Origin of the sequence: Mycobacterium genavense ATCC 51234 (assembly GCF_000526915.1) — a bacterium.
GTDB classification, from domain to species: Bacteria; Actinomycetota; Actinomycetes; order Mycobacteriales; family Mycobacteriaceae; genus Mycobacterium; species Mycobacterium genavense.
In genome coordinates this window covers 214901-240729 of the sequence record NZ_JAGZ01000005.1, presented here as the reverse complement: position 1 = coordinate 240729, position 25829 = coordinate 214901, and the positions used below count along the sequence as shown (strand labels likewise).

Sequence of the window (25829 nt, the reverse complement as noted above, 5' to 3'; positions counted from 1 at the left end):
TCATCTCGTCGAAGTCGTACGGTGGAGTTGCGCTGCGGAGACTGTAGAGGCCACACCGATCGAACGACCTGAGAGAGATTCTCATGTCGCGCCATCGCGTCGTCGTCATCGGAAGCGGGTTCGGGGGGCTCAATGCGGCCAAGGCGCTCAAACGCGCCGACGTCGACGTCACCCTGATCTCGAAGACGACCACTCATCTGTTCCAGCCACTGCTGTATCAGGTGGCGACCGGCATTTTGTCCGATGGCGAGATCGCGCCGGCCACCAGGTTGATCCTGCAACGGCAGAAAAACGTGCGGGTGCTGCTGGGCGAGGTCACCGACGTCAGCCTGGCGGCCGGCACCGTCACCTCGACGCTGATGGGCATGGAGACCGTGACGCCGTACGACAGCCTGATCGTCGCCTCCGGCGCGCAGCAGTCCTACTTCGGCAACGACCAGTTCGCGACGTACGCGCCCGGCATGAAGACGATCGACGATGCCCTGGAACTGCGCGGGCGAATTCTGGGCACGTTCGAGGCCGCCGAGTTCACCGATGACCCCGTCGAGCGCCAGCGCCGCCTGACGTTCGTCGTCGTCGGAGCCGGCCCAACCGGTGTCGAGGTGGCGGGCCAGATCCAGGAACTTGCTCACCGCACCCTCAAGGACGCGTTTCGGACCATCGAGCCTCGCGACTGCCACGTGATCCTGCTCGACGCCGCACCCGCGGTGTTGCCGCCGATGGGCGAGAAGCTGGGTCTCAAGGCACAACGTCGGCTGGAGAAGATGGGCGTCGAGGTCCAGCTCAACGCGATGGTCGACGACGTGGACTACATGGGCCTCACGATCAAGGAGAAGGACGGCACCAAGCGCCGCATCGAATGTGCGTGCGAGGTGTGGGCGGCGGGGGTGCAGGCCAGCTCGCTGGGCAAGATCATCGCCGACCAGTCCGACGGCACCGAGGTCGACCGCGCCGGACGGGTGGTCGTGGAGCCCGACCTGACCGTCAAGGGTCACCCCAACGTCTTCATCGTCGGCGATCTGATGTCGGTGCCGAACGTGCCCGGGATGGTTCAGGGCGCGATCCAGGGCGCGCGCTACGCCGCGACGTTGATCAAGTACATGGTCAAGGGCACCGACGACCCGGCCACCCGCAAACCCTTCACCTATTTCGACAAGGGCAGCATGGCCACCATCTCCCGGTTCAGCGCCGTCGCGCAGGTCGGCAAGCTGGAGTTCGGTGGCTTCATCGCCTGGCTGGCCTGGCTGGGGCTACATCTGCTGTATCTCGTCGGCTTCAAGAACCGATTCACCACCGTCATCGCCTGGTTCATCACCTTCTTGGGCGACGCGCGGAGCCAGATGGCCATCACCAACCAGATGATTTACGCCCGGGTGGTGACCAACTGGATGGAAGCGCAGACGCAAGAAGCGATGGCCCAAGCCGAACAACAAGCGGCCGAACAGCGCGCAGGCTAGCTCAGCGCCCGGTCGATATCGGCGATCAGGTCGTCGGTGTTCTCCAGGCCGACCGAGATCCGAACCACGCCGTCGCCCAGACCGATCGCGGCACGACCGTCGGGCCCCATCGCCCGGTGCGTCGTCGTAGCCGGATGTGTGACAAGCGACTTCGCGTCGCCGAGGTTGTTCGAGATGTCGATCAACTGCAGCTTGTCCAGCACCTCGAAGGCCCGCTCCTTGGCATTGCCGGGGGCCTCGAGTTCGAAGGTGAGCACCGTGCCGCCGCCCGACATTTGGCGCTTGGCCAAGTCGTGCTGCGGGTGCGACGCCAGATACGGGTAACGCACCCAGCGCACCGCCGGGTGCCCCTCGAGGAACTCCGCGATGCGCTGCGCCGAGGCATTGCTGGAGTCCACTCGAACCGCCAGTGTCTCAAGGCCTTTCAGTAATACCCAGGCGTTGAAGGCGCTTATCGCCGGGCCGGTGTGGCGCATCAGCTTCTGGACCGGGCCGTCGATGTACTCCTGGCTGCCGAGGATGGCGCCACCGAGCACCCGACCCTGGCCGTCGATGTGCTTGGTGCCGGAGTACACCACCACGTCGACCCCGAGCGGAAAGCCCTGCTGCAACAGCGGTGTGGCAAAGACGTTGTCCAGCACCACTTTTGCACCCGCGGCATGCGCGAGTTCGGTCACGGCGGCGATGTCGACCAGCGACTGCATCGGGTTGGACGGCGTCTCGAAGAACACCGCCTGGGTAGGCACCGACAGCGCCCGCTCCCACTGGGCAAGGTCGTCGCCGTCGACGAAGACGGCCTCCACGCCCCAGCGCGGCAGGATCTCGTTGCACACCACGAAACACGATCCGAACAGGCTGCGCGCGGCCACCAACCGATCGCCGGCGCCCAGCAGCGCGCCCAGCGAGGTGAACACCGCGGCCATCCCGCTGGCCGTCGCGAACGCCGCCGGGGCGCCCTCGATCAGCCGCAGCCGCTCCTCGAACATCGACACCGTCGGGTTGCCGTAACGCGAGTAGACGAAGCGATCCAACTCGCCGGAGAACGCCTGCTCGGCCGCGGCCGCCGACGGGTAGACGTAGCCGGAGGTCAAAAACATTCCCTCGGCGGTCTCTTCGAACTCCGATCGCGACAGCCCCCCGCGCACACCGATGGTGGCTTGGCCCACGCCGTCGGGCAGTGCCTTCGGGGTGCGGACCGACTGGCTCATTGCTGCTTCCAGGGCAATCCGACTGCCCGCCAACCGGTTTCGCCACGGTGGCCTTCCGCGTTGAGATTGCCTTCGAACCCGTCCAGGATGTTGTAGGACGGCTCGATGCCGGCCTCGGTCGCCGTCTCGGCCGCACCAATGGAGCGGTTGCCGGAGCGACACAGGAAGACCACGGGCCCCGACCTCGCCGGGAGCCGGTCCTTCAGTTCACTCAGGAAGTTTTCGTTGTGCCCGGTCGAGGTGTTCCACTCGATGAAGAGAGCATCGCGGCCCAGACTCGACAGATCGGGCACCCCGACGAACCGCCATTCGGCATCGGTGCGCACGTCGACCAGCACGGCTTTGGGGTCGTCGCTGAGCAACTTCCATGCCTCGAGCGGAGTGATGTCTCCTGCGTAGCTCATGCTCGGGAGTCTAGTTAACGACCCGCGCCCACCGCCGCGGCCACGTCACGGGCCCGGTCTCGCGCGGTCGCCACATCCGGCGCGGTGGCCAGTGCGACGCCGCGCCGCGGGCCCGGTCCGGCATCGAATACGCGTAGGTCGCTTTCCGGCACGGCCAGCGCCGCGGTCAACGCCTCGGCGGTGGCAGCCGGGTAGCTGCTTCGCGCCGCGGCCGGCGAAATCATCAGCGCATCCACCGGCAGGCCGAGAATCGCCCGGGCCTGCAGCTCGAACGCCGAGAGCCGCTGACTGCGCAGCGTCACCCAAGTGCTTTGCGGCAGAACGGCACTCACGTCGGCGAAGTACACCTCGTCACCGTTGACCATCAGCTCGACGCCGAAAACGCCGCGGCCGCCGAGGGCCTTGACGATGCGCGCAGCGATCGATTTGGCCGCGTCCAGCGCGGCCGGGCTCATCTTCTGGGGCTGCCAGGATTCCAGCACGTCGGATTCGGCGCGACGATGCCCGATGGGCGAGCAGAACTCGATCACCGACCCGTTCGACCCCTCGCTGCGGATTGCGAGCAGCGTGACGCAAAACTCGACCTCGACCACCGTCTCGGCCAACACCCGCTGCTGCCCGGTTTCGGTCACCGCGCGCCGCCACGCGGGCTCGACGTCGGCGGGCCCGGAAACGATTGAGCGGCCGGCCGGGCCGCCGAGCGCCTCGACCAGCAGCGGGTATCCGCCGTGCGCGGCCACCGCCTTGAGTTCGTCGACCGATCCGACGAACCAGAACGGCGCGGTCGGCAGGCCCAGCTGGTCGGCGGCCAGCCGGCGCAGGCCTTCACGGTCGTTGGTCAGCCGGACGGTGCGCGCGTTGGGCACCAACTCGACGCCGTCGCCGTCGGCGCGGGCCGCGAGCGCCTCGATGGTCGCAGCCGAGACGCCACCGGTGGCGGTGACCACGAAGTCCGGTCGCAGCCGGTCCATCGCCGCCGACAGCGCGTCGGTGTCGGCTTGCTCGTCGACCCGCGCGCCGAGGCGTCGCAAGGCCGTCGCCAGATCGCGGCTGAGTTGGCCGGAACCCAGCAACATCACCCGGGGCCCGGCCGTGGTCTCGCGCTGTCCTTCGCTCACAGTTGAATGCTACGGGCGAGCGCGTCAAGGCTGGCCCGGCAATAACCGCACCATCAGGCCGTTGGCCTCGGCCAGCAGCGTCTCGTCGCCGTCGACCAGTTCGGCGGAGACGAATGCCTTGCGGCCCTCCGTGCTGGTGACCCGCCCGCGCACCAGCAACGGAACGTCGGTCGGCGTGACCTTGCGGTAGTCGACGTGCAGGAACGCCGTGCGGCTGATCGGGCGGCCCGCGGCGTGCGAGATCATCCCGAACATGTGGTCGAACAGCAGCGGCAGCACGCCGCCGTGCACCGCGTAGTTGCCGCCGACGTGGAAACGGGTGAAATGCCCCGTCATTTCGACACCGTCAGGGGCATAGCGGGTCAGCGTCCACGGCGGTAGCAGCAGGCTGCCCATGCCGGGCAGGTCGGGCGCGCGGCGCGCCGGCGCCTGGCCCTCCACCTGAGCCTGGAACGGCCCCAGCAACTCCGTCAGTGCCACGACCCGATCGGCCCCGTCGTCCCAGACCTCGTCGGCCGGGTCGGCGGAGACGGCGAGGTCCTGCAGCCGGCGCATGGCCTCGACGAACCGGCCGAATCCGGGGCAGGGGCTGGCGGGCCCGTATTCCGGGAAGCCGCCGTGGTGTTCGTATTCGGGGTCCAGTTCTTTGGGATCAGGGTCGGTCAAAGACTGGTCGGTTCGCGACCCGCTGCGCCCGGCTTCGCCGCGCTTGCGATCGCTCACGGGCGCGCCGCCAGGATGTCGCGGCGCACGATGGTCTGATCCCGGCCCGGCCCGACGCCGATGCACGAAACATGTGCTCCGGCAAGCTCTTCCAAACGCAGCACGTAGTCACGGGCCTTGGCGGGCAAGTCGTCGAACTCCCGCGCCCCGGAGATGTCCTCCCACCAGCCGGGCAGCTCTTCGTAGATCGGTTCGGCCCGGTGCAGATCGCTTTGCGTCATCGGCATTTCGTCGGTCTGCGCACCGTCGACGCGGTAGCCGACGCACACCGGCACGGTTTCCAGGCTGGACAGCACATCGAGCTTGGTCAGGAAGTAGTCGGTGATGCCGTTGACCCGGGTGGCATACCGCGCGACGACGGCGTCGAACCAGCCGCAGCGGCGCCGGCGACCGGTCGTCACGCCGAACTCGCCGCCGGTCTTGGACAGGTATTCGCCGTTCTCGTCGAACAATTCGGTGGGGAACGGACCCGAGCCCACCCGGGTGGTGTAGGCCTTGAGGATGCCGAGCACGGTGGTGATCCGGGTCGGGCCGATGCCGGACCCGGCGGCCGCGCCGCCCGCGGTCGGATTCGAGGACGTCACATAGGGATACGTGCCGTGGTCGACGTCGAGCAGCGTGCCCTGCGAGCCCTCCAGCAACACGGTCTCGCCGGCCTCCAGCGCGGTGTTGAGCAGCAGCCGGGTGTCGGCGATGCGATGCTTGAATCCCTCGGCCTGCTGCAGCAGTGTGTCGACCACCAGGTGCGGATCCAGCGCCTTGCGGTTGTAGATCTTGACCAGGATCTGGTTCTTGAGTTCCAGCGCGCCCTCGATCTTGTGGGCCAGCTGCTCGGGGTCGAGCACGTCGGCGACCCGGATGCCTTGCCGGGCGATCTTGTCCTGGTAGCACGGCCCGATGCCGCGGCCGGTGGTGCCGATCTTCTTGTTGCCCATGTAGCGCTCGGTCACTTTGTCGATGGCCACGTGGTAGGCTAACAGCAGATGGGCGTCGGCCGAGATCAGCAGCCGCGAAGTGTCGACCCCGCGATCCTCCAGGCCCTTGAGCTCGTCGAGCAGTACGCCGGGATCGATCACCACCCCGTTGCCGATGACGTTGGTGACGCCGGGAGTCAGCACCCCCGACGGGATCAGGTGGAGCGCGAAGTTTTCGCCGGTCGGCAACACGACCGTGTGTCCGGCGTTGTTGCCGCCCTGGTACCGCACCACCCACTGCACACGCCCGCCGAGCAGGTCAGTGGCCTTACCTTTGCCCTCGTCGCCCCATTGGGCGCCGATGAGGACGATTGCCGGCATGACATGCTCCCGCCTGGTCTCGCCTGCTTATTGTGGTCCAGCCGGGGACCAACCTTAGCCTGGCGACGATGCGGGCGGCTTGCGGCCCGCTGAGGAACCAGGCAATTCAACTCGAGCCCAGCAGGTCGCGAGGAGCCCATGAATATCGCCGCGGACACGGCCGACGACGCCGTGTTGTGTTTCGGCGACCGGCGACCGCCCGGTCCGCTGCGCGGCCTGCCGCTGCATCGGGTCCAGAGCCCGGCCGACGTCGACACCGCGATCGGGCCGTACCGAAGGCTGGTCGTCGTCGGCGGCGACGCCGAGCTGGCCGTCGTGCTGAGCCGGCTGCTGCGCGCCGACCGGCTCGACGTGGAAGTGGCCTACGTGCCGGCCCGCCGCACCCGCGCGACCCGCATCTACCGCTTGAAAACGGGACGGCGGGCGGCCCGGCGGGCCCGGCGCGGCACGCCCGGACGGGTCACCCTGGTGCGCGACGAGACCGGCGCGGTGATCGTCGGCCGGGCCGGCTGGCTGCCACCGGACGGCCGGGCGCGGATTCACGGCGAGGCCGTCGTCGACGACACGCAGCTGTTCGACGGCGAGGTCACCGGTGTCTACATCGAACCGACGCTGGCCGTCCCGGGCCTGCGGGCCTCGGTGCACGGCCGTTGGCGCCGGTGGGTTGGCGGGCGTGCCGCGCAGTTGGGCAGCACCGGGGTCGTCGTGGTTCGCGACGGCGTCGCCGCGCCGCGGTCCGCGCGACGGTCGACGTTCTACCGTCACATCGAAGGCTGGTTGCTAGTCCGGTAGTTTCGACCGGTGGACTCACGCGGGCACGCATCGGTGCGACCCAGCCCAATCTTCTTGGCACTGTTAGCTTTGACGGCCGTCGGCGGTGTGCTGGCCTGGCTGGCCGGGACGACCGTGCGGCCGATGTCCTACGCCGGGGTGTTCATCTTCGTGATCGGCGGTTGGCTGGTGTCGTTGTGCTTGCACGAATTCGGTCACGCGGCGACGGCCTGGCGATTCGGCGACCACGACCAGGAAGTGCGCGGCTACCTGAGCCTGGATCCGCGGCGCTACGCCCATCCCGGGCTGTCGCTGCTGCTGCCGATGGTGTTCATCGCACTCGGCGTCATCGGCCTGCCCGGCGCCGCCATCTACGTCCGCACCTGGTTCATGTCGCCCACCCGCCGCACCCTGGTCAGCCTGGCCGGGCCCGCGGCCAATCTGCTGTTGGCGGTGCTGCTGCTGACGCTAACCCGGCTGTTCTTCGACCCGGAGCACTGGGTGCTGTGGGCGGGTGTGTCGTTTCTGGGTTTCCTGCAGATCATGGCCGTGATCCTCAACCTGCTGCCCATCCCGGGCCTGGACGGCTACGACGCCGTGGAACCGCACCTTAGCCCCGAGACGCAGCGCGCCGTCGCACCGGCCAAACAGTACGGCGTGTTCATCCTGCTGTTCCTGCTGCTGGCGCCGGCGGTCGGCCAATGGCTCTTCGCGCTGACCGCCTGGTTCTTCGACTTCTCCGGGGTGCCACACCTGCTGGCCAGCGCGGGCAACTCGCTGACCCGCTTCTGGAGCCGCTGGTTCTAGGCCTTGCTATATATGCGTTGCCATGCATATATTGTGGGCCATGGGCGCAGGACACAGTCACACCCCCGCCGAGGCCGACGCGTCTCGGATGATTCCCCGCATGGTCATGGCCGCCGGGATTCTCACGACGTTCTTCGTGATCGAGCTGACCACGTCGCTGCTTATCAATTCCCTTGCGCTGCTGGCCGATGCCGGGCACATGCTGACCGACGTCGTCGCGGTGTTCATGGGGCTGACGGCGGTGGTGCTGGCCAAGCGCGGCAGCACGTCCCCGGACCGCACCTACGGCTGGCACCGCGCCGAGGTCTTCACCACGGTGGCAACGCGGTGTTGCTGGTCGGGATGGCGGCGTTCATCCTCTACGAGGCGATCGAGCGGCTCGGCACCGGCGCCGATGTCCCCGGTGTACCGATGATCGTGGTGGCGCTGGCCGGCTGATCGCCAACTTCGTGGTCGCGATGCTGTTGCGGTCACAATCCGAAGGCAGCCTGGCCGTCAAGGGCGCCTACATGGAGGTCATCGCCGACACCGTCGGCAGCCTGGGCGTGCTGATCGCGGGCATCGTGACCGTCACGACGCACTGGCCCTACGCCGACGTCGTCGTCGCCGTGCTGGTCGCGCTGTGGGTGCTGCCCCGCGCGTTTTCGCTGGCGCGCGCGGCACTGCGGATCCTGTCCGAGACGTCGCCGGCTCACATCGACGTCGAGGAGCTGCGGTCGGCACTCGGCGGCGTGGACGGCGTGACCCAAGTGCACGATCTGCACGTGTGGACGCTGTCGCCGGGCAAGGACATGTGCACCGTGCACCTGATCAGCGCCAGCGACTCGACCCGCGTGCTCAACGACGCGCGCGAGGTGCTGCACGAGCGCGGCCTCGAACACGCCACCGTGCAGATCGAGACCCGCGACAGCGACTGTTCGGAGAGCTTCTAGAGGCCCAGCTCTTTGCGAGCCGCGGGGTCGCAGTCGTCGAGCAGGTCCAGGCAGCGGTTCAGCTCGTCGGTCTCGCCGATCGCGTCGGCGGCCTTAGCCAGGGCGGCCACACACCGCAGGAAACCGCGGTTGGGCTGGTGCGAATAGGGCACCGGGCCAAAGCCCTTCCACCCGTTGCGGCGCAATTGGTCCAGGCCACGGTGGTGGCCGGTGCGGGCGTAGGCGTAGGCGGTGATGGCGCGGTCGTCGGCCAGCGCCTCCTCGGCCAGGACCGCCCAGGCCACCGACGCGGACGGATGCGCCGCCGCGACGATGCCGGGATTCTCGTTGGCGAGCAGTTCGGCTTCGGCTTCGCTGTCGCCGGGTAGCAGGATCGGATCGGGTCCTAGGAGATCACCCATCGGTGGCATAACTTCTATTCTGCCGTCCCGCCGCGGGTGACTAAGCTCCAACTCATGCCTAACCCACCGGAGCCCGACCGCGGCACGCCGACGGGTGAGGACCCGACCGACGACGCAACCGACGCCCATCCGCTGATTCCTCCCGACCCCGAGACCGAGACCGTGGTGATCGACAAGCCCGATCCCGGCGACGGTGCCGCGTCCAATCCGGACGATCAGCAACGCGAACGGCGCTTCACCGCGCCCGGTTTCGACGCGAAGGAAACGGCGGTCATCCACACCACGCCCGAGCCGGCGACGGAAGTCTTCTCGACGCCGCCGGGGCAGTCGGGTCCACCGGGGCAGCCGGGTCCACCGGGCCAGCCGATGCCTCCGAAACCTGCTGTGCCGCAATCTATTCCGGGCCGTGACGGGGCCAAGCCACGCTCGGCCATCAGGAATTTCAACTGGGGCTGGGTGCTGGCGATCACCGTGATCGTGTTGGCACTGGCGGCGATCGCCATCCTGGGCACCGTGCTGCTGACCCGCGGAAAGCACTCCCACGTCTCGCAGGAAGACCTGGTGCGCCAATCCATTCATGCGTTCGACACCGCGGTGCAGCGCGGCGACCTGACCCAGCTGCGCAGCATCACCTGCGGCACCACCCGCGACGGCTACGTCGACTACGACGAGCGCTCGTGGAACGAGACCTACCAACGGGTTTCGGCGGCCAAGCAGTATCCGGTGATCGCCAGCATCGACCAGATCGTCGTCAACGGCCAGCATGCCGAGGCCAACGTCACCACGTTCATGGCCTACGACCCGCAGGTCCGCTCGACGCGCAGCCTCGACCTGCAGTACCGCGACGATCAGTGGAAGATCTGCCAATCCGCCAGCGGCTAGCTCGCTTGGTGCCGGACGCCCCGGCTTGGTGCCGAACGTGAAGCTGGCTTCACGTTCGAAGGGCTAGGCGCCGAGCGACTTTCCGGCGCAGTGCAGGTCGTTGCAGGCCTCGATCACGCGCTCGGTCATCGACGCCTCGGCCTTCTTGAGGTAGCTGCGCGGGTCGTAGACCTTTTTGCTGCCCACCTCGCCGTCGACCTTGAGCACGCCATCGTAGTTGGTGAACATGTGGCCGGCGATCGGGCGGGTGAACGCGTACTGGGTATCGGTGTCGACGTTCATCTTCACCACGCCATAGCGCAGCGCCTCTTCGATCTCGGACTTCAGCGAGCCCGATCCGCCGTGGAAGACGAAGTCGAACGGCTTAGATCCGTCGGGCAGACCCAGCTTGGCCGACGCCACCTTCTGTCCCTGGTCCAGGATGTCGGGGCGCAGCTTGACGTTGCCGGGCTTGTAGACGCCGTGCACGTTGCCGAACGTCGCGGCCAGCAGGTACTTGCCGTGTTCGCCGGTGCCCAGCGCCTCGACCGTCTTCTCGAAGTCCTCCGGGGTGGTGTACAGCTTGTCGTTGATCTCGTGGGCGACGCCGTCCTCCTCGCCGCCGACCACGCCGATCTCGATCTCCAGGATGATCTTGGCAGCGGCCGACGCCTTGAGCAGCTCCTGGGCGATGACGAGGTTCTCGTCGATCGGCACGGCCGAGCCGTCCCACATGTGGGACTGGAATAGCGGGTTGTCGCCGGCCGCCACGCGGTTGGCCGAGATGTCCAGCAACGGGCGCACGTAGGTGTCCAGCTTGTCCTTGGGGCAGTGGTCGGTGTGCAGCGCGACGTTGATCGGGTATTTGGCCGCGATGTGGTGGGTGAACTCGGCCAGCGCGACCGCGCCGGTGACCATGTCCTTGACGCCGAGGCCGGAGGCGAACTCCGCACCGCCGGTGGAGAACTGGATGATGCCGTCGCTGCCGGCGTCGGCGAAGCCCTTGATGGCGGCGTTGACGGTCTCCGAGGAGGTGCAGTTGATGGCCGGGAAGGCGTACGCGTTCTCCTTGGCGCGTCCCAGCATCTCGGCGTAGGCCTCGGGGGTGGCGATGGGCATTGCAGTTCCTCCTGAAGACTTCAGTTGCCCAAGTATCGCAACCCCACGTTGGCGGCGGGCAGCCGCCTCGGGCCGGTATGTTGAGGCACCATGAGCACCGCCGTGCCGGCTGAGTGGGTTTGATGCCCGACATCATCGATCCGATGTTCTGGATCGGACCCCAGGGCCCGTTCGCCTCCGCGGTGTTGCCGACCATCCTGGTCATCGTTTTCGTCGAGACCGGACTGCTGTTTCCGCTGCTGCCCGGCGAGTCACTGCTGTTCACCGGTGGTTTGCTGGCCGCGCACGGAACGCTGAACATCTGGGTGCTGGCTCCGACGGTCGCGGTGGCCGCGGTGCTGGGCGACCAGACCGGCTATTTCATCGGTCGCCGGATCGGGCCGGTGCTGTTCAAGAAGGAAGATTCCCGGTTCTTCAAGCAGCATTACGTGACCGACTCGCACGCCTTCTTCGAGAAATACGGACCCCCGGCCATCATCCTGGCCCGCTTCATGCCGTTCATCCGGACGTTCACCCCGGTCGTCGCCGGGGTGTCCTATATGCGCTACCCGGTGTATCTGGCGTTCGACATCGTCGGCGGTGTGTTGTGGGGCGGCGGCGTGACGGTGGCCGGCTACTTCCTGGGCAACATGCCGTTCGTGCACCAGAACCTGGAAAAGATCATCCTGGTCATCCTGTTCGTCTCGCTGTTGCCGGCACTGATCGCGGCCACCCGGGGCTACCTGGCCCGACGGCGTTAAGCGCTGTCCAGCGGCGCCGCCACGACGAAATCGCAGCCGGTTTTTTCGCGAACCTCGGCGACCGTCACTCCGGGATGCAGCTCGGTGAGCGTCAGCCCGCGTTCCGGGTCGACATCGAAGACGCACAGGTCGGTGATGATCATGTTCACCACGCCTTTTCCGGTGAGCGGCAGCGTGCATTGCTTGAGAATCTTCGGGCTGCCGTCCTTGGCGGTGTGATCCATCACGACGATCACCCGCTTGACCCCCGACACCAGGTCCATCGCACCACCCGGTCCCTTGACCATCGTGCCCGGAACCATCCAGTTGGCCAGGTCGCCGTTCTCGGCCACCTCCAAGCCGCCGAGGATGGACAGGTCGATGTGGCCGCCGCGGATCATGGCGAACGAGTCGGCGCTACTGAAGAAGCTGGAGCCCCTGATCGTGGTGATGGTTTGCTTCGCGGCGTTGATCAGGTCGGGATCGACCTCGTCCTCGGTCGGGTAGGCGCCGATGCCGAGCAGGCCGTTCTCCGACTGCAAGGTGACGTTGATGTCGTCGGGGATGTAATTGACCACCAGGGTCGGGATGCCGATGCCCAAGTTCACGTAGTAGCCGTCGCGCAGCTCCTTGGCAGCGCGCCGGGCCATCAGCTCGCGGATCGGGCTGTCCTTCTTGGCCGCGGCGCCCCCGCTGGTGGTGCGGAATTCGATTCGCTTCTCGTAGCCGGGGCCTTCGATGATGCGGTCGACGTAGATGCCAGGGGTGTGGATCTGGTCGGGCTCCAGCTCGCCGACCTCGACCAGTTCTTCGACTTCGGCGATGGTCACCCTGCCGCAGGTGGCGATCATGGGGTTGAAGTTGCGCGCGGTCTTGCGGTAGATCAGGTTGCCCGCGGTGTCCCCCTTCCAGGCCTTGACGATCGCGACGTCGGCATGGATGCCTTCCTCCAGCACGTATTCGGTGCCGTCGAAGACGCGCATGTCCTTGCCCTCGGCGAGTTGGGTGCCGAACGCGGTGCGGGTGTAGAAGCCCGGAATCCCGGCGCCGCCGGCGCGTAGCTTCTCGGCCAGCGTGCCTTGCGGCGTGAGCACCAGGTCCAGCTCACCGGCTAGCACCTGGCGCTCAAATTCCTTGTTCTCTCCCACGTACGAGGCGATGACTTTCTTGACCTGCCGACCCTTGAGCAACAACCCCATGCCGAAATCGTCGACGCCGGCGTTGTTTCCGACGATCGTGAGCTCTTTGACGCCGCTGTCCACCAGGGCCTGAATCAGAGTCTCCGGAATGCCGCACAGGCCGAAACCGCCTGCGGCAATGGTGATTCCGTCCTTCAGCAGGTCTCGCAGTGCCGACTCGGCATCGGGGTGGACTTTACTCACTGAGTGCTCCTTCTAATGCGACGATTCGGCCGTGACGTTACCTGCGGCCTCCATCAGCATCCACCCCGACAGCTGCACCGACAGGTCTCGTTCCGGAGTCTGCGACGCGTTCACCGCACCCTCGACGAATTGTGCCTGCGCGCCCTCCTCCGTCGGCAGTTCGGCGTCGCGGTCCCAGGACGCCCCGAACAACGGCAGCCCGTCGACCGTTTGCCGATAGTCCCACGCCGATTTCGCACTCGACAGCACGATCTCGCGGGCGGTGTCCCGGGCCACCGCGTCGTCGGCGGAATCACCCGGCAGCGTGGTGGCGACCAGCGCGAGATAGCGGGCGGTGATGCCGGCGAACAGCCCGCCGTCGCCGCCGCCGGAACCCGTCAGCACGCCCGACGGTGCCATGTGCTCGTTGACGGCGGCGACCAGGCGGTGCACCCGCGCCGCGTGCCGGGCCCGGGCCTCGGCGCCGGTGCGGACCGCGAGCTCGGTCTCCAGCCCAAGCACCACGCCCTGGCAGTAGGTGTACTGCGCGCGCACCAGCGAACCGGCCTTGACGCCGTCGAACACCAGGTGGGTTTCCGGGTCGATCAGGGTCTGGTCGATCCAGTCGCCCATCTGGGCGGCGCGCTTGAGGTGCTCCCCGTAGCGGGCCAAGAATATGCCCGCCGGACCGTTGGCCGGGGCGTTGAAGAACTGGTCCTGCTTGCGCCAGGGGATGCCGCCGCCGTCCTCGGGCACCCACGCCTTCAGGAACTGGTCGGCGAGCTTCGGCAGCGCGCGGCCCCGCTCGACGCCGGCGATCCGGGCGGCACGTTCCAGCGCGATCGCCAGCCACGCCATGTCGTCGTAATAGTTGTTGGTCCAGCGAAAGTTGTTGCGCAGCCGGTGCGAGCGGACCTGCCGGACGATCTGGGCGTGCCGGTGCGGCTGGGGGTCGCGCAGCTGCGCGTCGACCAGGCAATCCAGCAGATGCGCCTGCCACCAGTAGTGCCAGGTGCCGAACAGCCGTGCCCGCCGCGTCGCCGGCCAGGCCACCACGCCCAGCTGCGTTCCGGGTAACCCCCACAGCCGTTTCAGGTGACGCTGCAAAACAGCGGCTTCGGAACTGGCAGCCCGGTTGGCCCATAGCTGGTCCATGCCTACCGATCCTGCCTCATCCGTGTGCCGGGGTGATGCCGAGTGCGCAGTCAGCCGCGGCGGCCCGGATCGGCGTGGCTGCCCTGTGGCCGCACACGCAACGCCGCGGCCGGACGGCCGTGGCTCTCAACGGCACAATTCGAGCAGCAATCGGCGCAGCCCGGTCAGCGAGTGCGCCGGCACAAACAGATCGCAGTAGGGCAAGGCCGCCGCCATCGAACCGGCCAGCGGCTCGAAGTCCCGCTGTGCCGCACGAGGATTGAGCCAGACCAGCAGCTCGGCGCGCCGGCGCAGCCGGGCCATCGCGTGTTCCAGCTCGGCGGGGGGATCACTGTCCCAGCCGTCGGAGGCGATGATCACCACGGCGCCGCGCAGCGCGTTGCCGTGCGGCGAGGCGAGCAGCGCGGCCACGCTGCGGCCGATGAACGTGCCGCCGTAGCGGTCGGTGACCCGGGCCTTGGCCCGCTGCAGCGCCACCTCGGCCGATCGGTGCGACAGCACCGAGGTGAGCCTGGTCAGCGACGTCGAGAACGCGAACACCTCGGGCCGAGTTCCAGCCTGGCGCAACACCGCTCTCATCAAATGCAGATAGACCGCGGCATAGGGCTGCATCGACCGGCTGACGTCGCAGAGCAGCACGACCCGCCGAGGCCGTCGGCGCGGCCGGGTCCGCTCCAGCACCATCGACTCCCAGCCGGTCGACCGCGAGGCGTTCATGGTGGCCCGCAGGTCGATTCGCTTTCCGGCCGGGCTGGGCTCGAATCGCAGGCTGCGCCGTCGCGGCCAGCGCGCCACGGTCGCTTCCAGCCAAATACCAAGCAGGCGAAGGTCTTCGGGATCGAAACGGTCGAACGGCTCGTCGGCCAGCGCCGCGATCCGGCTAGGCAGCACGTCGGGGAGCAGGATGCTCGAGCTTGCCGTGTCGGCGCCGGTGGCGACGGACCGCGTCACCCAGGGCAGCTGTTGCGTCGACCCCGGCCCGCTGCCACCCGGACGCACCGTGCCCGCGGCCGGTGTTTTGGGCCCCGGCAGCGGCAGCGCTGAGTCGGACGTTGCGTCGGGATCGGCCGTGCCGAACACCGCGGCAAACACTTCGTCGAAGGCGCCCAGATCCTCCATCCGGTTGACCAGCGTCAGCCTGGCCGCCCAGTACAACGCAAACGTGTTGTCCGGAGCCAGCTTTCGCAGCGCCTGGACAAAACTCGCCGGACCGCTGGCCGATACCGACACCCCGACGCCGCGCAGCCGGGCGACCAGCGCTGTCACGAGCGCCGCACAATCGACGCCCCGCAACAGCAGGGGGGTGTCGACCAGCCCGCTAACGCCGCCGCAGCAGCAGCCAGATCAGCACCAGCGCGGCCAGCGCTACCACCGCCGGGGCGGCGTACTTCTCGAGCTGGTCACCACCGGCCAGCTGCAGCAGATCAATGGGCTCGGGCTCGGCGGCGGGAGATTGGCCGGTTCCCGGGACCGGGTTGGCCGGCCAGGCCGGGGTGGACTCCTCGGCAGCCGCGTGCGAGTTGCCGGCCGCGTGCGAGTTGCCCGCCGCGGCGACCGGGCTCGCCCCCGTCGGTGCGCCGGTCGGAGCCTCGGACGCTCCGCCCTTCTCGGCGGCCAGCTTTGCTTCCAGCGATTCCACGAACTGGCCCAGCAATTTCTCCGACACCTGCTTCAGCATGCCGCTGCCGAACTGGGCCAGCTTGCCGACGATCTTCAGGTCGGTGTCGACGGTCACGCTGGTGCGCTCCCCGTCGGCGTGCAGCTGCGCCGTGACGGTGGCGGCCGCGTTGCCGGTGCCGCGCGCTTCCTTACCCTTTCCGTCGATGACCGCGCGGTACTGCTCGCGATCCTGCTCGACGAAGCGCACCTTGCCGCTGAATTCGCTGGTCACCGGGCCCATTTTGACCTTGACCTTGCCGAGGTAGTCCTCGCCCTCGTGGCCGGTCAGCTGGGCGCCCGGCATCAGCGGGATCACCTGTTCCAGGTCGCACAGCACATCCCAGGCCCGGTCGATGGGCGCGCTGACGGTGAACTGGTTGGCGATCTTCATGCTGCGGGTCCTCTCAGGTGCGGCTGTACTCGGTGAAAGCGTCGCGGATCAGGGTACGGTCGTCGGGCGTCTTGGCCAGTGCCCCCAAACTCATGACGGCGGAATCGTCGACGAGGTTCGCGACGCCCAGCGACACCAGGGCGGCCACCCAATCGATGGTCTCGGCCACCCCGGGCGGCTTGTCCAGGTCGAGATCGCGTGCACTGCCGACGAACTGGGTGGCCTGCTGGATCAGCGGCGCGGACGCGCCCGGCACCGTGCGCCGGACGATCGCGGCGGCCCGGGCCGGTTCGGGATAGTCGATCCAGTGGTAAAGGCAGCGCCGGCGCAGCGCGTCGTGCAGGTCGCGGCTGCGGTTCGAGGTGAGCACCGCGATCGGCGGCTGCTCGGCGACGAAAGTGCCGAGTTCGGGGACGGTGACCGCGGACTCGCCGAGAAACTCCAGCAGCAGCGCCTCGAATTCGTCGTCGGCCCGGTCGATTTCGTCGATCAACAGCACCGGGGGCGTCGGCCCGCGGTGACGCACGCAGTGCAGAATCGGCCGGTCCACCAGATAGGTCTCGGTGTACAGATCGGCTTCCTCGATACCGGTACCACGCGCCTCGGCCAGGCGGATGGACAGCAGCTGGCGTTGGTAGTTCCAGTCGTACAGCGCCTCGTTCGCGGTCAATCCCTCGTAGCATTGCAGCCGCACCATTGGGGTGTTCAGCACCGCCGCAAGGGTTTTCGCGGCCGTGGTCTTGCCGACTCCCGGTTCACCCTCGAGTAGCAGCGGCCTGCCGAGCGTGACGGCCAGATAGATCGCCGACGCCGTGCCGGTGTCGAGCAGATCATCCCTCGCGTCGAACAGGCACACCACGTCGTCGGGGCTGCTGAACACCGACGGCGTCATGTGTCGGCTTTTTCGGCGGCGAATGCCGATCGGCATCCCGGGCAGCAGAACCAGTAGTCGGTGCCGGCCAGCTCCAGGTGTTCGGTGGCGGGCCCGATCGGCACGGTCATGCCGCACACCGGATCGACCGCCTGGTTCGGGACGCCGGTCGCCGGGGCCCTCAGCCGGGTCAGGCTGCCGTCGCGCACCGAGGCGATCAGTTCGGCCGCGATCGACACCGCGATCTCCACGGGGGTCTTGGCGCCGATGCGCAATCCGACCGGAGTGTGGATGCGGGACCGCTCGGCGTCGGAGAGTTCGAAATCCTTCAGGATCGACTCGCCGCGGACCCGGCTGGCCACCAGGCCGATATAGCCGACGCCGTTATCCAATGCCGCGCGGATGATTTCGGCTTCCGGTCCGCCGTGGCTGGCGATCACCACAGCGGTGGTGTCGGACAGGTCGCCGGGGGTGTCTCGGTGGGCGTCGTAGCCGAGCACCCGGCACACGTCGAGCAACGCGTCGGCGATCGGGGTGGCGCCGTAGATCCGGATCAGCGGGGCGGGCAGTTGCGGGGTCAGGAAGATCTCCAGCGACCCGCCGGACAGACACGGGTTGACCACCACGCAGGCGCCGGCGGCCTCGGGGAAATGCACATCGCCGTCGGGCAGCACGCGCAGCAGCACACTTTCACCAGCCTGCAACACACCCAGCGCCGCCTTGCGCACCGAGTTCTGCGCGCACTGCCCGCCGACGAACCCCTCAATTGTTCCGTCCGCCAACAGGATTGCTTCGTCACCGGGATACGCCGACGTGGGCGGGGCGGCGCGCACCACCGTGGCGTGCACGAACGGTGTTCGCGCCGCCAACAGTTGCCGAGCCCGCTCGCTGATCGCCGTCAAATCGGTGGCCTCGCTCTGCCCTGCATGGCCTCCCAGACCCGCGACGGTATCAGCGGCATATCGGCGTGCCGAACCCCGAACGGCGCCACGCATCCACCACCGCGTTGACCACCGCGGGCGGTGAGCCTACGGTCGCCGATTCGCCGATGCCCTTCGCCCCGATCGGGTGATGCGGCGACGGCGTCACGGTGAACCCGGTCTCCAGATGCGGCACCTCGACCGCGGTCGGGATCAGGTAATCCATCAGCGACCCGCCCAGACAGTTGCCTTCGTCGTCGAAGGCGATCATCTCCATCAGTGCCATCCCGATGCCGTCGACGATGCCGCCGTGGACCTGACCCTCGATGATCATCGGGTTGATCCGGGTATCGCAGTCGTCGACGGCCAGGAAACGCCGCACCTTGACCACCGCGGTGCCCGGATCCACGTCCACCACGCAGAAATATGCACCGTAGGGATAGGTCAGGTTCTCCGGGTTGTAGCAGATCTGGGCGTCCAGCCCACCCTCGATACCCTCCGGCAGATCGCCGGCCCCGTGCGCACGCATCGCGATGTCGGCAATCGTGACCGCCGCGGACGGGTCGCCCTTGACGTGGAATTTGCCTTTCTCCCAATCCAAGTCGGCCACCGACACCTCGAGCATGCCCGACGCGATGATCTTCGCCTTGTCCCGGACCTTGCGGGCCACCAGGGCCGCGGCCGCCCCGGACACCGGCGTGGACCGGCTGCCGTAGGTGCCCAGCCCGAACGGGGTCTGGTCGGTGTCGCCGTGCACCACGTCGATGTCGTCGGGCGGAATGCCCAGCTCCTCGGCGACGATCTGAGCGAACGTCGTCTCATGGCCCTGGCCCTGCGTCTGCACCGAAAGCCGCACCACCGCCTTGCCGGTGGGGTGCACCCGTAACTCGCAGCCGTCGGCCATGCCGAGGCCGAGGATGTCCATGTCCTTGCGCGGGCCGGCACCGACGACCTCGGTGAAGAACGACATGCCGATGCCCATCAGCTCGCCGCGCTCGCGCCGCTCCCGCTGCTCGGCCCGCAGCGCGTCGTAGCCGATCATGTCCATGGCCTTGCGCATGGTGGTCTCGTAATCGCCGGAGTCGTACACCCAGCCGGTCTTACTGCGGTACGGGAACTGCTCGGGCCGCAACAGGTTTCGCAACCGCAGCTCGGCCGGGTCCATCAGCTCGAACGCGAGCCAATCGACCAGCCGCTCAACGAAATACACGGCCTCGGTGATCCGGAAAGAACACGCGTACGCCACGCCGCCGGGTGCCTTGTTGGTGTACACCGCGGTCATGTGGCAGTACGCGGCCTCGATGTCGTAGCTGCCGGTGAACACCCCGAAAAAGCCGGCCGGGTACTTCACCGGCGCCGCGGTGCCGTTGAACACGCCGTGATCGGCCAGCACGTTGGACCTGATCGCCAGAATCTTGCCGTCTTTGGTGGCGGCGATCTCGCCGACCATGATGTAGTCGCGGGCAAAGCCGGTGGAGGTCAGGTTCTCGCTGCGGTCCTCCATCCACTTCACCGGCTTGCCCAACAGCAACGAGCCGACGATGGCGCAGACGTAACCCGGATAGATCGGCACCTTGTCGCCGAATCCCCCGCCGATGTCGAGCGAGATCACCTGGATCTTGTGCTCGGGCAGACCGGCGACCAACGCGTACAGGGTGCGGTGGGCGTGCGGTGCCTGGCTGGTGGACCACAGCGTCAGCTTGCCGGTGACCGGGTCCAGGTCGGCTACCGCACCACAGGTTTCCATCGGCGCCGGGTGCACTCGGGGGTAGACGATCTCCTGCTTGACGACGACGTCGGCCTTGGCGAACACGGCGTCGGTGGCGGCCGCGTCGCCGATTTCCCAGTCGAAGCAGTGGTTGTCGGTCTTGCCGTCCAGGTCGGTCCGGATCACCGGGGCCGACGGCTCCAGCGCCGTGCGCACGTCGACGACCGGTTCCAGCGGGTCGTATTCGACGTCGATCAGCTCCAGTGCGTCGCGCGCCGAATACCGGTCCTCGGCTACGACGAACGCGACCTCCTGACCTTGGAAGCACACCTTGTCGGTGGCCAGCACCGCCTGCACGTCGTTGGACAGCGTCGGCATCCAGGCCAGCCCCTTCTCGGCCAGGTCGGCGCCGGTCACCACGGCCTTGACCTTCGGATGTGCAAGTGCCACAGTCACATCGATGCCGACGATGGTGGCGTGCGCGTACGGCGAGCGCAGGATCGCCAGATGCAGCATGCCCGGCAGCGCGATGTCGTCGACGTAGCGACCCCCGCCGCGGATGAACCGCGGATCCTCCTTGCGCATCATCCGGCCGTAACCGCACGGCTTTTGGTCGTTGTCGGTCAGGTCTTCCGGGGACGGCGGGCGCGATTCGATGGTCGTCATGATCCGGCCCCCACGGGAGCTGCGTGCGACGCGGCCCACTGAATGGACCGCACGATGGTCGTGTATCCGGTGCAGCGGCAGATCTGGCCCGAGATCGCCCGCCGGATGGTCTCCTCGTCGGGGTTGGGATCGCGGTCCAGCAGGGCGCGGGCGGTGATCATCATGCCCGGTGTGCAGAAGCCGCACTGCAGGCCGTGGCAGCGCATGAAGCCTTTTTGCACGGGGTCCAGCTGCCCGTTGGTGGCGAGGCCCTCGACCGTGCGCACACTGTGACCCGAGGCCATCACGGCGAGCATCGTGCAGGATTTCACCGGCACGCCGTCGATGTCGACCACACAGGTTCCGCAGTTGCTGGTGTCGCAGCCCCAGTGAGTCCCGGTGAGCCGCAAGTGATCACGCAGGAAATGCACGAGCAGCATCCGGGGCTCGACGTCGGCGCTCACCTGTTCGCCGTTGACGGTCATATTCACTTGCATGGCTAGTTGCTCCCTTGTCCGCGCACCCGCTCGGCGGCGGTGCGCAAGGTGCGAGTGGTCAGCTCGGCGGCCAGATGCCGCTTGTACTCGGCGGTGCCGCGGACGTCGGTCACCGGGTCGCAGGCTTGCGCGACCCGCTGCCCCGCATCGGCGAAAACCTCGTCGGTCGCTGGCCGTCCGGCCAGCCCGGCCGCGACGTCGGCCAGTGCCGCGCAGTCGACGTTGACGGCGGTCAGGCCCAGCCGGGCCGCCGCGATGGCGGCGCCCTCGCGGGTAAGCGCCGCACCCGCCGCCGCCACAGCCCAATCACCCACCCGCCGTTCGACTTTCGCGTAAGCACTTGACGTGTTGTGCCGCACCGGGATTCGTACCTCGACGAGCATCTCGTTGAAGGCCAGCGCGGTCTCGTAGGGCCCGACGATGAAGTCGTCGATCGGTATTTCCCGTTCGCCCGACGGTCCGCGGGCCAGGCATACCGCGTCGAGCGCCTCGCACACGGTCGACAGGTCCTCGGCCGGATCGGCCTGGCACAGCGAGCCTCCGAGGGTGCCGCGATTGCGGATCACCGGGTCGGCGATCACCCATTCGGCGTCGCGGAAGATCGGGCACACGGCGGCCAGCGGGTCGGAGTCCAGCAGCTCGCGGTGGCGGGTCATGGCGCCGATGCGGGCCAGGGTCGGGTCGGTGATCACGTAGCCGAGTTCGAGCGCCAGGTCGTTGATGTCGACGAGGTATTCGGGGTTGGCGATGCGCAGCTTCATCATCGGCAGCAGGCTGTGTCCGCCGGCGACCACGCGCGCCCCCTCCCCCAACCGATCCAGTAGCCCGATGGCGTGGTCGACAGTGGTTGCGCGTTCGTATTCGAAGGGGCCGGGTACCTGCATGTGACGCACCTCACTTGGCTGAGGAACCCAAGTGTCGGGCGCTGCGACGGGGGCGTCAATAGCGAGTTAAGGGATCGTTGAAGTCGCCTCGAACTCGCCCATGACCTGCTGCTCCGGCGCTTCGTGATGGATGCGGCCGACCAGTTGGGCCAGTGGCCGACCACCGCCGCCTCAGCGGCGGGCGATGATGTCGACCGCGATGGAGACCGCGGTCTCCTCCGGTGTGCGGGCGCCCAGATCCAGGCCGATCGGGCTGGACAGCCGACTCAGCTCGGTGTCGGTCAGCCCCGCAGCTCGCAGCCGCTGCATCCGGTCGTCGTGCGTGCGCCGCGAGCCCATCGCCCCCACATACCCGACCCGCGGCAGGCGCAGCGCCACCTCCAGCACCGGGACGTCGAACTTGGGATCGTGCGTCAGCACGCAGATCACGGCGTTCTCGTCGACCGCGCCGGCCGCTGCCTGCGCGGCGAGGTAGCGGTGCAGCCACTCGACCACCACATGCTCGGCCGACGGGAAGCAGGCCCGCGTCGCGAACACCGAACGCGCGTCGCACACCGTGACGCGGTACCCGAGGAAGGCGCCCTGTTGTGCCAGGGCCGCGGCGAAGTCGATGGCGCCGAACACCAGCATCCGCGGCTGCGGGGCGTAGCTGGATACGAACACCTCCATGCCCTCGCCGAGCCGCTGTCCGTCGGGCCCGTATTTGAGCACCTCGCTGCGGCCCACGGCGAGCAGCCCACGGGCGTCGTCGGCGACGGCGGCGTCGGCGCGCGCCGAACCCAGTGACCCCGCCTGTACCTCCCGGCCGACGATGAGCCGGCGGCCGATCCACTGCGGGTCAGGATGGGCGATGACGGTCGCGACCGCGACGGGACGTTGCGCGTCGACGTCCTCGGAGACCGCGCCTAATTCGGGAAAAGTGGTCTGCGAGATCGCTTCGACGAAGATGTCGATGACACCGCCGCATGTCAGACCGACCGCGAAGGCGTCGCCGTCGCTGACGCCGTAGCGTTCCAGCCGCGGTACTCCGGTCCCCGCCACCTCGGTGGCGGCTTGGTAGACAGCACCTTCCACGCAACCCCCCGACACCGAGCCGCTCACCGAGCCGTCCGGCGCGACCACCATCGAGGCTCCGGGCAGCCGCGGCGCCGACCGAAAGGTGCGCACCACGGTTCCCAAACCGGCGGTGCCACCAGCGCGCCAAATCTCCATTAATTCGGCAAGCACGTCTCGCACGCTTCCCAACGTAGGCTCATAACCATGACTCCGGCTCAACTTCGGGCCTATTCGGCAGTGGTTCGGTTGGGCTCGGTGCGAGCCGCCACCGCGGAACTGGGCGTATCCGACGCCGGAATTTCCATGCATGTCGCGGCGCTGCGCAAGGAACTCGACGACCCGTTGTTCACCAGAACCGGTGCGGGGCTGGCGTTCACACCCGGCGGGCTGCGCCTGGCCAGCCGCGCGGTCGAAATCCTGGGCCTGCAGCAGCAGACCGCGATCGAGGTCACCGAGGCGGCACACGGACGCCGGCTGCTGCGGATCGCGGCGTCGGCGTCCTTCGCCGAACACGCGGCGCCCGGCCTGATCGAGTTGTTCTCGTCGCGGGCCGACGACCTGTCGGTGGAGTTGAGCGTGCACCCGACGAGCCGATTCCGCGAGCTGATCGCCTCGCGAGCCGTCGACATCGCGATCGGCCCGGCCAGCGAGAGTTCGGCGGCTCCCGACGGCTCAATCTTCGTGCGGCCCTTCCTGAAATACCAGATCATCACCGTCGTGGCACCGAATAGCCCACTGGCCTCGGGCATTCCGGCACCGGGGCTGTTACGCCAGCAGCAGTGGATGCTCGGGCCGTCGGCGGGCAGCGAGGATGGCGAAGTCACAAACATGCTGCGCGGCTTGGCAATTCCGGAGTCACAGCAGCGAATTTTCCAGAGTGATGCGGCCGCGCTCGAGAGGTGCAGCGGGTGGGCGGTGTCGCGTTGACGATCGGTTTCGCAGTCGCCAAGGACCTCGCCGCGGGCCGGCTGGTGCATGTGAACGGGCCGGGCCTGGACCGGTCCGGCGAGTGGTGTGCGACGACGTTGGCGCCCGCCGCGCGTCAGCCCGCGGTGTCTGAGCTGGTTCGCTTCATCACCACGCCGCGGTGTATCCAGGCGATGATCCGCGGATCCGGCGTCGGGGTGACGAGGTTTCGCCCGAAGGTTCACGTCACGCTCTGGAGCTAAGGCGCGCTCGAGTGTTCGGTCAGGCCGCGTCGAACGTGCTCTCGTGGCGGGAAAATCGCGAAAAGTCCGCCACCAGAGCACGTTCGGCGAAGGGTGTGGCTCGGCGACGAATGCGGCTCGGCGAAGGGCCCCGGCTACCAGGCGCGCGATAGGTCGCCGTGCTGACGAATCCAGGCATGCATCGCGATCCCGGCCGCGACAGCAGCGTTGATGCTGCGGGTCGAGCCGAACTGAGCGATTGACACCGTTACCGCCGCACCCATCCGGGTGTCATCGGTGATGCCCGGGCCTTCCTGACCGAACACCAACAAGCATTCGCGCGGCAATGCGACCTCCTCCAGCCGCGCCGCACCCGGCACGTTGTCCACCGCGACCACACTCAACCCCGCAGCCGTCGCGAAATCCAGCAACTCGGCCGTGCTGTCGTGATGGCACAGCCGTTGATAGCGGTCGGTCACCATGGCGCCGCGGCGATTCCAGCGCCGCCGCCCGACGATGTGCACGGTGTCCACCGCGAAGGCGTTGGCGATGCGCACCACCGATCCGATATTCGCGTCATGACCGAAGTTCTCGATCGCGATGTGCAGCGGATGCCGGCGCTGGTCGATGTCGGCGATGATCGCTTCCCGGGTCCAGTACCGGTAGGCGTCGACAACATTGCGAGTGTCCCCGTCGCGCAACAGGATTGGGTCATACCGTGGGTCGTCAGGCAACGGACCTTCCCAGGGCCCGACCCCGGCCGGCGGCGGTACTGCCCATTCGGTGGGCCCGGAGTCGCTCATCGCGGCGTCCACACGCCCGCGTGGGTGCCGACGATCGCCACCGTCGCATACAGTAGCGCCTGGTTGATCTCGCCCTGCGTGCATAGCGAGGCCGAGACGCGCACCGCGTCCAGCGAGGCGTCGGGCAGGATCAGCACCGACGACCCGTACACCGCGCAGGCCGGGTTCAGGCCGCGACCGGGAACGGTCGGCGACGCCAGCAACATCATCGGGCCGCCGCGACGGGCGGAGTCGTCGCGATACCGGGCCGCCAGCGCGTCGGCCTCCAGCCCCAGCAGCATGTAGCCGGCGCCGGTGAAGGCCCCCGGATCCCCGAGTTGCGCCTTGGTCACCGGCTTGCCGTCACCGTGCCAGGCCGACAGGCTGCTGGTCTTGACGACCAGGCCGGTGTCGTTGACATTGGTCGGCAGCAGCCCCACCGGGAACGCCGCGGGATAGGCCGCGGAAGTATTGGCGATCCGGTCCCGCTCGGAGTAGGCGTATACGCCACGCACCTGGCTGCGGTCCTTCAGCGGGCCCAAGCACACCGCGCCGGTGAGCCGGTCCGGCGGCGCCGACAACGGCGTCCGGATATCGCGGACGGTGGCCATCGCGGTGTCGCAGCTGCCCAGGCCGGCGGACTCCATCGGGTGAGCGAGCGCGCCGTAGAGCCCGAAGCGGATGTCCTCGGGTTTGGCGTGCGGCGCCTTGGGATCCGTCGGTGAGGCCAAACTAGCCGAGACGTCGACCAACACGTAGTCGCCGTCCCAGCGCAGGTTCGACACCGACATATTCCAGCCGAGCAGCGCCAGCGATTCGCCCAGCCAGGCGCCCTGGGCGCCGTACGGCGCGACGGCGCGTTTGGAACTCGAGCAGCCCGCCAGACAGACGGCCAAACAGATCGCTATCGCAAGGAACTGGCGCACAGCGAAAAAGC

At 68.0% G+C, this 25829-nt stretch carries 21 protein-coding genes and 5 pseudogenes; 7 read left to right on the top strand and 19 right to left on the bottom strand.

Translation table 11 applies throughout. From position 1 onward, the window contains the following. Positions 1–83: 83 nt before the first annotated feature. Positions 84–1457 carry an NAD(P)/FAD-dependent oxidoreductase gene (locus T428_RS0113770; protein WP_025736945.1) on the top strand — a complete coding sequence of 458 codons (1374 nt, stop codon included), beginning with the start codon at positions 84–86 and terminating at the stop codon, positions 1455–1457. On the opposite strand, the gene T428_RS0113765 is transcribed toward T428_RS0113770, so the two are convergent. The 5 genes from T428_RS0113765 to T428_RS0113745 form a co-directional block, all read right to left on the bottom strand. Beyond that, on the bottom strand, positions 1454–2665 hold the full coding sequence (locus T428_RS0113765) for an O-succinylhomoserine sulfhydrylase (protein ID WP_036467991.1): 1212 nt from the start codon (positions 2663–2665) through the stop codon (positions 1454–1456). The two genes, T428_RS0113770 and T428_RS0113765, sit on opposite strands and share 4 nt — an antisense overlap. Then, complete coding sequence (locus tag T428_RS0113760) at positions 2662–3069, bottom strand: rhodanese-like domain-containing protein (RefSeq protein ID WP_025736943.1); 408 nt, start codon at positions 3067–3069, stop codon at positions 2662–2664. The genes T428_RS0113765 and T428_RS0113760 overlap by 4 nt, the downstream gene beginning before the upstream one ends. Before the next feature lie 14 nt (positions 3070–3083). Further along, positions 3084–4145, bottom strand: coding sequence for an ATP-grasp domain-containing protein (locus T428_RS0113755; protein ID WP_025736942.1), 1062 nt, complete (start codon positions 4143–4145; stop codon positions 3084–3086). A gap of 66 nt (positions 4146–4211) precedes the next feature. Further along, the gene (locus T428_RS0113750; RefSeq protein ID WP_025736941.1) at positions 4212–4853 is read right to left on the bottom strand and encodes a PaaI family thioesterase; all 642 of its coding nucleotides are present in this window, start codon (positions 4851–4853) and stop codon (positions 4212–4214) included. Positions 4854–4906: 53 nt separating this feature from the next. Beyond that, the gene (locus tag T428_RS0113745; protein ID WP_025736940.1) at positions 4907–6205 is read right to left on the bottom strand and encodes an adenylosuccinate synthase; all 1299 of its coding nucleotides are present in this window, start codon (positions 6203–6205) and stop codon (positions 4907–4909) included. A gap of 138 nt (positions 6206–6343) precedes the next feature. On the opposite strand from T428_RS0113745, the gene T428_RS0113740 reads away from it, so the two are divergent. The 3 genes and pseudogenes from T428_RS0113740 to T428_RS27990 all read left to right on the top strand — a co-directional run bounded on the left by T428_RS0113740 (position 6344) and on the right by T428_RS27990 (position 8715). Continuing rightward, positions 6344–6997 (top strand): hypothetical protein, encoded by a 654-nt coding sequence (locus tag T428_RS0113740; RefSeq protein WP_025736939.1) that lies wholly within the window; start codon positions 6344–6346, stop codon positions 6995–6997. A 9-nt stretch (positions 6998–7006) separates the two neighbouring features. After that, positions 7007–7783, top strand: coding sequence for a site-2 protease family protein (locus T428_RS0113735; RefSeq protein WP_025736938.1), 777 nt, complete (start codon positions 7007–7009; stop codon positions 7781–7783). A gap of 40 nt (positions 7784–7823) precedes the next feature. After that, positions 7824–8715, top strand: a pseudogene (locus T428_RS27990) (cation diffusion facilitator family transporter). On the opposite strand, the gene T428_RS0113725 reads toward T428_RS27990, so the two are convergent. Continuing rightward, positions 8712–9125, bottom strand: coding sequence for a DUF3151 domain-containing protein (locus tag T428_RS0113725; RefSeq protein ID WP_025736937.1), 414 nt, complete (start codon positions 9123–9125; stop codon positions 8712–8714). The pseudogene T428_RS27990 and the gene T428_RS0113725 sit on opposite strands and share 4 nt — an antisense overlap. Positions 9126–9170: 45 nt before the next feature. Between T428_RS0113725 and T428_RS0113720 the strand changes: the two genes are divergently transcribed. Beyond that, positions 9171–9998 (top strand): Rv0361 family membrane protein, encoded by an 828-nt coding sequence (locus T428_RS0113720; RefSeq protein ID WP_025736936.1) that lies wholly within the window; start codon positions 9171–9173, stop codon positions 9996–9998. A gap of 63 nt (positions 9999–10061) precedes the next feature. Here the strand turns inward: T428_RS0113720 and fbaA are convergent, their stop codons facing one another. Further along, a complete protein-coding gene (gene fbaA, locus T428_RS0113715) occupies positions 10062–11096 on the bottom strand; it encodes a class II fructose-bisphosphate aldolase (protein ID WP_025736935.1) in 1035 nt (344 codons plus the stop codon). A 122-nt stretch (positions 11097–11218) separates the two neighbouring features. Between fbaA and T428_RS27985 the strand changes: the two genes are divergently transcribed. Then, positions 11219–11836, top strand: coding sequence for a DedA family protein (locus T428_RS27985; RefSeq protein WP_036468045.1), 618 nt, complete (start codon positions 11219–11221; stop codon positions 11834–11836). Here the strand turns inward: T428_RS27985 and T428_RS35445 are convergent. The 10 genes and pseudogenes from T428_RS35445 to T428_RS27970 all read right to left on the bottom strand — a co-directional run bounded on the left by T428_RS35445 (position 11833) and on the right by T428_RS27970 (position 23142). Continuing rightward, the gene (locus T428_RS35445; protein WP_036467989.1) at positions 11833–13197 is read right to left on the bottom strand and encodes a 3-oxoacid CoA-transferase; all 1365 of its coding nucleotides are present in this window, start codon (positions 13195–13197) and stop codon (positions 11833–11835) included. The genes T428_RS27985 and T428_RS35445 overlap by 4 nt on opposite strands. Before the next feature lie 12 nt (positions 13198–13209). Next, on the bottom strand, positions 13210–14331 hold the full coding sequence (locus T428_RS0113700) for a glycoside hydrolase family 76 protein (RefSeq protein ID WP_025736934.1): 1122 nt from the start codon (positions 14329–14331) through the stop codon (positions 13210–13212). A gap of 126 nt (positions 14332–14457) precedes the next feature. Beyond that, positions 14458–15645, bottom strand: a complete 1188-nt coding sequence (locus T428_RS0113695; RefSeq protein ID WP_036467987.1) for a vWA domain-containing protein — start codon at positions 15643–15645, stop codon at positions 14458–14460. 4 nt (positions 15646–15649) lie between these two features. Further along, the gene (locus T428_RS0113690; RefSeq protein WP_025736932.1) at positions 15650–16381 is read right to left on the bottom strand and encodes an SRPBCC family protein; all 732 of its coding nucleotides are present in this window, start codon (positions 16379–16381) and stop codon (positions 15650–15652) included. A gap of 13 nt (positions 16382–16394) precedes the next feature. After that, positions 16395–17273, bottom strand: coding sequence for an AAA family ATPase (locus tag T428_RS0113685; protein WP_025736931.1), 879 nt, complete (start codon positions 17271–17273; stop codon positions 16395–16397). 176 nt (positions 17274–17449) lie between these two features. Further along, positions 17450–18154, bottom strand: a pseudogene (locus T428_RS0113680) (XdhC family protein); the annotation flags it as partial. After that, positions 18151–20546, bottom strand: a pseudogene (locus tag T428_RS27975) (aerobic carbon-monoxide dehydrogenase large subunit). The pseudogenes T428_RS0113680 and T428_RS27975, both read right to left, overlap by 4 nt. After that, complete coding sequence (locus T428_RS0113670; RefSeq protein ID WP_025736929.1) at positions 20543–21022, bottom strand: (2Fe-2S)-binding protein; 480 nt, start codon at positions 21020–21022, stop codon at positions 20543–20545. The pseudogene T428_RS27975 and the gene T428_RS0113670 overlap by 4 nt, the downstream one beginning before the upstream one ends. 2 nt (positions 21023–21024) lie before the next feature. Continuing rightward, the gene (locus T428_RS0113665) at positions 21025–21906 is read right to left on the bottom strand and encodes an FAD binding domain-containing protein (RefSeq protein WP_025736928.1); all 882 of its coding nucleotides are present in this window, start codon (positions 21904–21906) and stop codon (positions 21025–21027) included. Positions 21907–21972: 66 nt separating this feature from the next. Continuing rightward, positions 21973–23142: pseudogene (locus tag T428_RS27970) on the bottom strand (XdhC family protein). Between the two features lie 24 nt (positions 23143–23166). Between T428_RS27970 and T428_RS27965 the strand changes: the two are divergent. Then, positions 23167–24131, top strand: a pseudogene (locus T428_RS27965) (LysR family transcriptional regulator). A 134-nt stretch (positions 24132–24265) separates the two neighbouring features. Here T428_RS27965 and T428_RS0113650 read toward each other — a convergent pair. After that, positions 24266–24913, bottom strand: coding sequence for a TrmH family RNA methyltransferase (locus T428_RS0113650; RefSeq protein WP_025736927.1), 648 nt, complete (start codon positions 24911–24913; stop codon positions 24266–24268). After that, entirely contained in the window at positions 24910–25818 is a 909-nt protein-coding gene (locus tag T428_RS0113645) for a hypothetical protein (protein WP_025736926.1), read from the bottom strand. Before T428_RS0113645 ends, T428_RS0113650 begins: the two co-directional genes overlap by 4 nt. Positions 25819–25829: the final 11 nt, after the last annotated feature.

Excerpts from the sequence above, each read along its gene's own strand:
- T428_RS0113755 (WP_025736942.1), bottom strand. The coding sequence starts at position 4,145 with ATGTTGCTGGGTTCCGGCCAACTCAGCCGCGATCTGGCGACGGCCTTG.
- fbaA (WP_025736935.1), bottom strand. The coding sequence starts at position 11,096 with ATGCCCATCGCCACCCCCGAGGCCTACGCCGAGATGCTGGGACGCGCC.
- T428_RS0113770 (WP_025736945.1), top strand. The coding sequence starts at position 84 with ATGTCGCGCCATCGCGTCGTCGTCATCGGAAGCGGGTTCGGGGGGCTC.
- T428_RS0113745 (WP_025736940.1), bottom strand. The coding sequence starts at position 6,205 with ATGCCGGCAATCGTCCTCATCGGCGCCCAATGGGGCGACGAGGGCAAA.
- T428_RS0113740 (WP_025736939.1), top strand. The coding sequence starts at position 6,344 with ATGAATATCGCCGCGGACACGGCCGACGACGCCGTGTTGTGTTTCGGC.
- T428_RS0113670 (WP_025736929.1), bottom strand. The coding sequence starts at position 21,022 with ATGCAAGTGAATATGACCGTCAACGGCGAACAGGTGAGCGCCGACGTC.
- T428_RS0113685 (WP_025736931.1), bottom strand. The coding sequence starts at position 17,273 with ATGACGCCGTCGGTGTTCAGCAGCCCCGACGACGTGGTGTGCCTGTTC.
- T428_RS0113725 (WP_025736937.1), bottom strand. The coding sequence starts at position 9,125 with ATGCCACCGATGGGTGATCTCCTAGGACCCGATCCGATCCTGCTACCC.
- T428_RS0113665 (WP_025736928.1), bottom strand. The coding sequence starts at position 21,906 with ATGCAGGTACCCGGCCCCTTCGAATACGAACGCGCAACCACTGTCGAC.
- T428_RS27985 (WP_036468045.1), top strand. The coding sequence starts at position 11,219 with ATGCCCGACATCATCGATCCGATGTTCTGGATCGGACCCCAGGGCCCG.
- T428_RS0113720 (WP_025736936.1), top strand. The coding sequence starts at position 9,171 with ATGCCTAACCCACCGGAGCCCGACCGCGGCACGCCGACGGGTGAGGAC.
- T428_RS0113690 (WP_025736932.1), bottom strand. The coding sequence starts at position 16,381 with ATGAAGATCGCCAACCAGTTCACCGTCAGCGCGCCCATCGACCGGGCC.
- T428_RS0113650 (WP_025736927.1), bottom strand. The coding sequence starts at position 24,913 with ATGAGCGACTCCGGGCCCACCGAATGGGCAGTACCGCCGCCGGCCGGG.
- T428_RS0113760 (WP_025736943.1), bottom strand. The coding sequence starts at position 3,069 with ATGAGCTACGCAGGAGACATCACTCCGCTCGAGGCATGGAAGTTGCTC.
- T428_RS0113700 (WP_025736934.1), bottom strand. The coding sequence starts at position 14,331 with ATGGACCAGCTATGGGCCAACCGGGCTGCCAGTTCCGAAGCCGCTGTT.
- T428_RS0113765 (WP_036467991.1), bottom strand. The coding sequence starts at position 2,665 with ATGAGCCAGTCGGTCCGCACCCCGAAGGCACTGCCCGACGGCGTGGGC.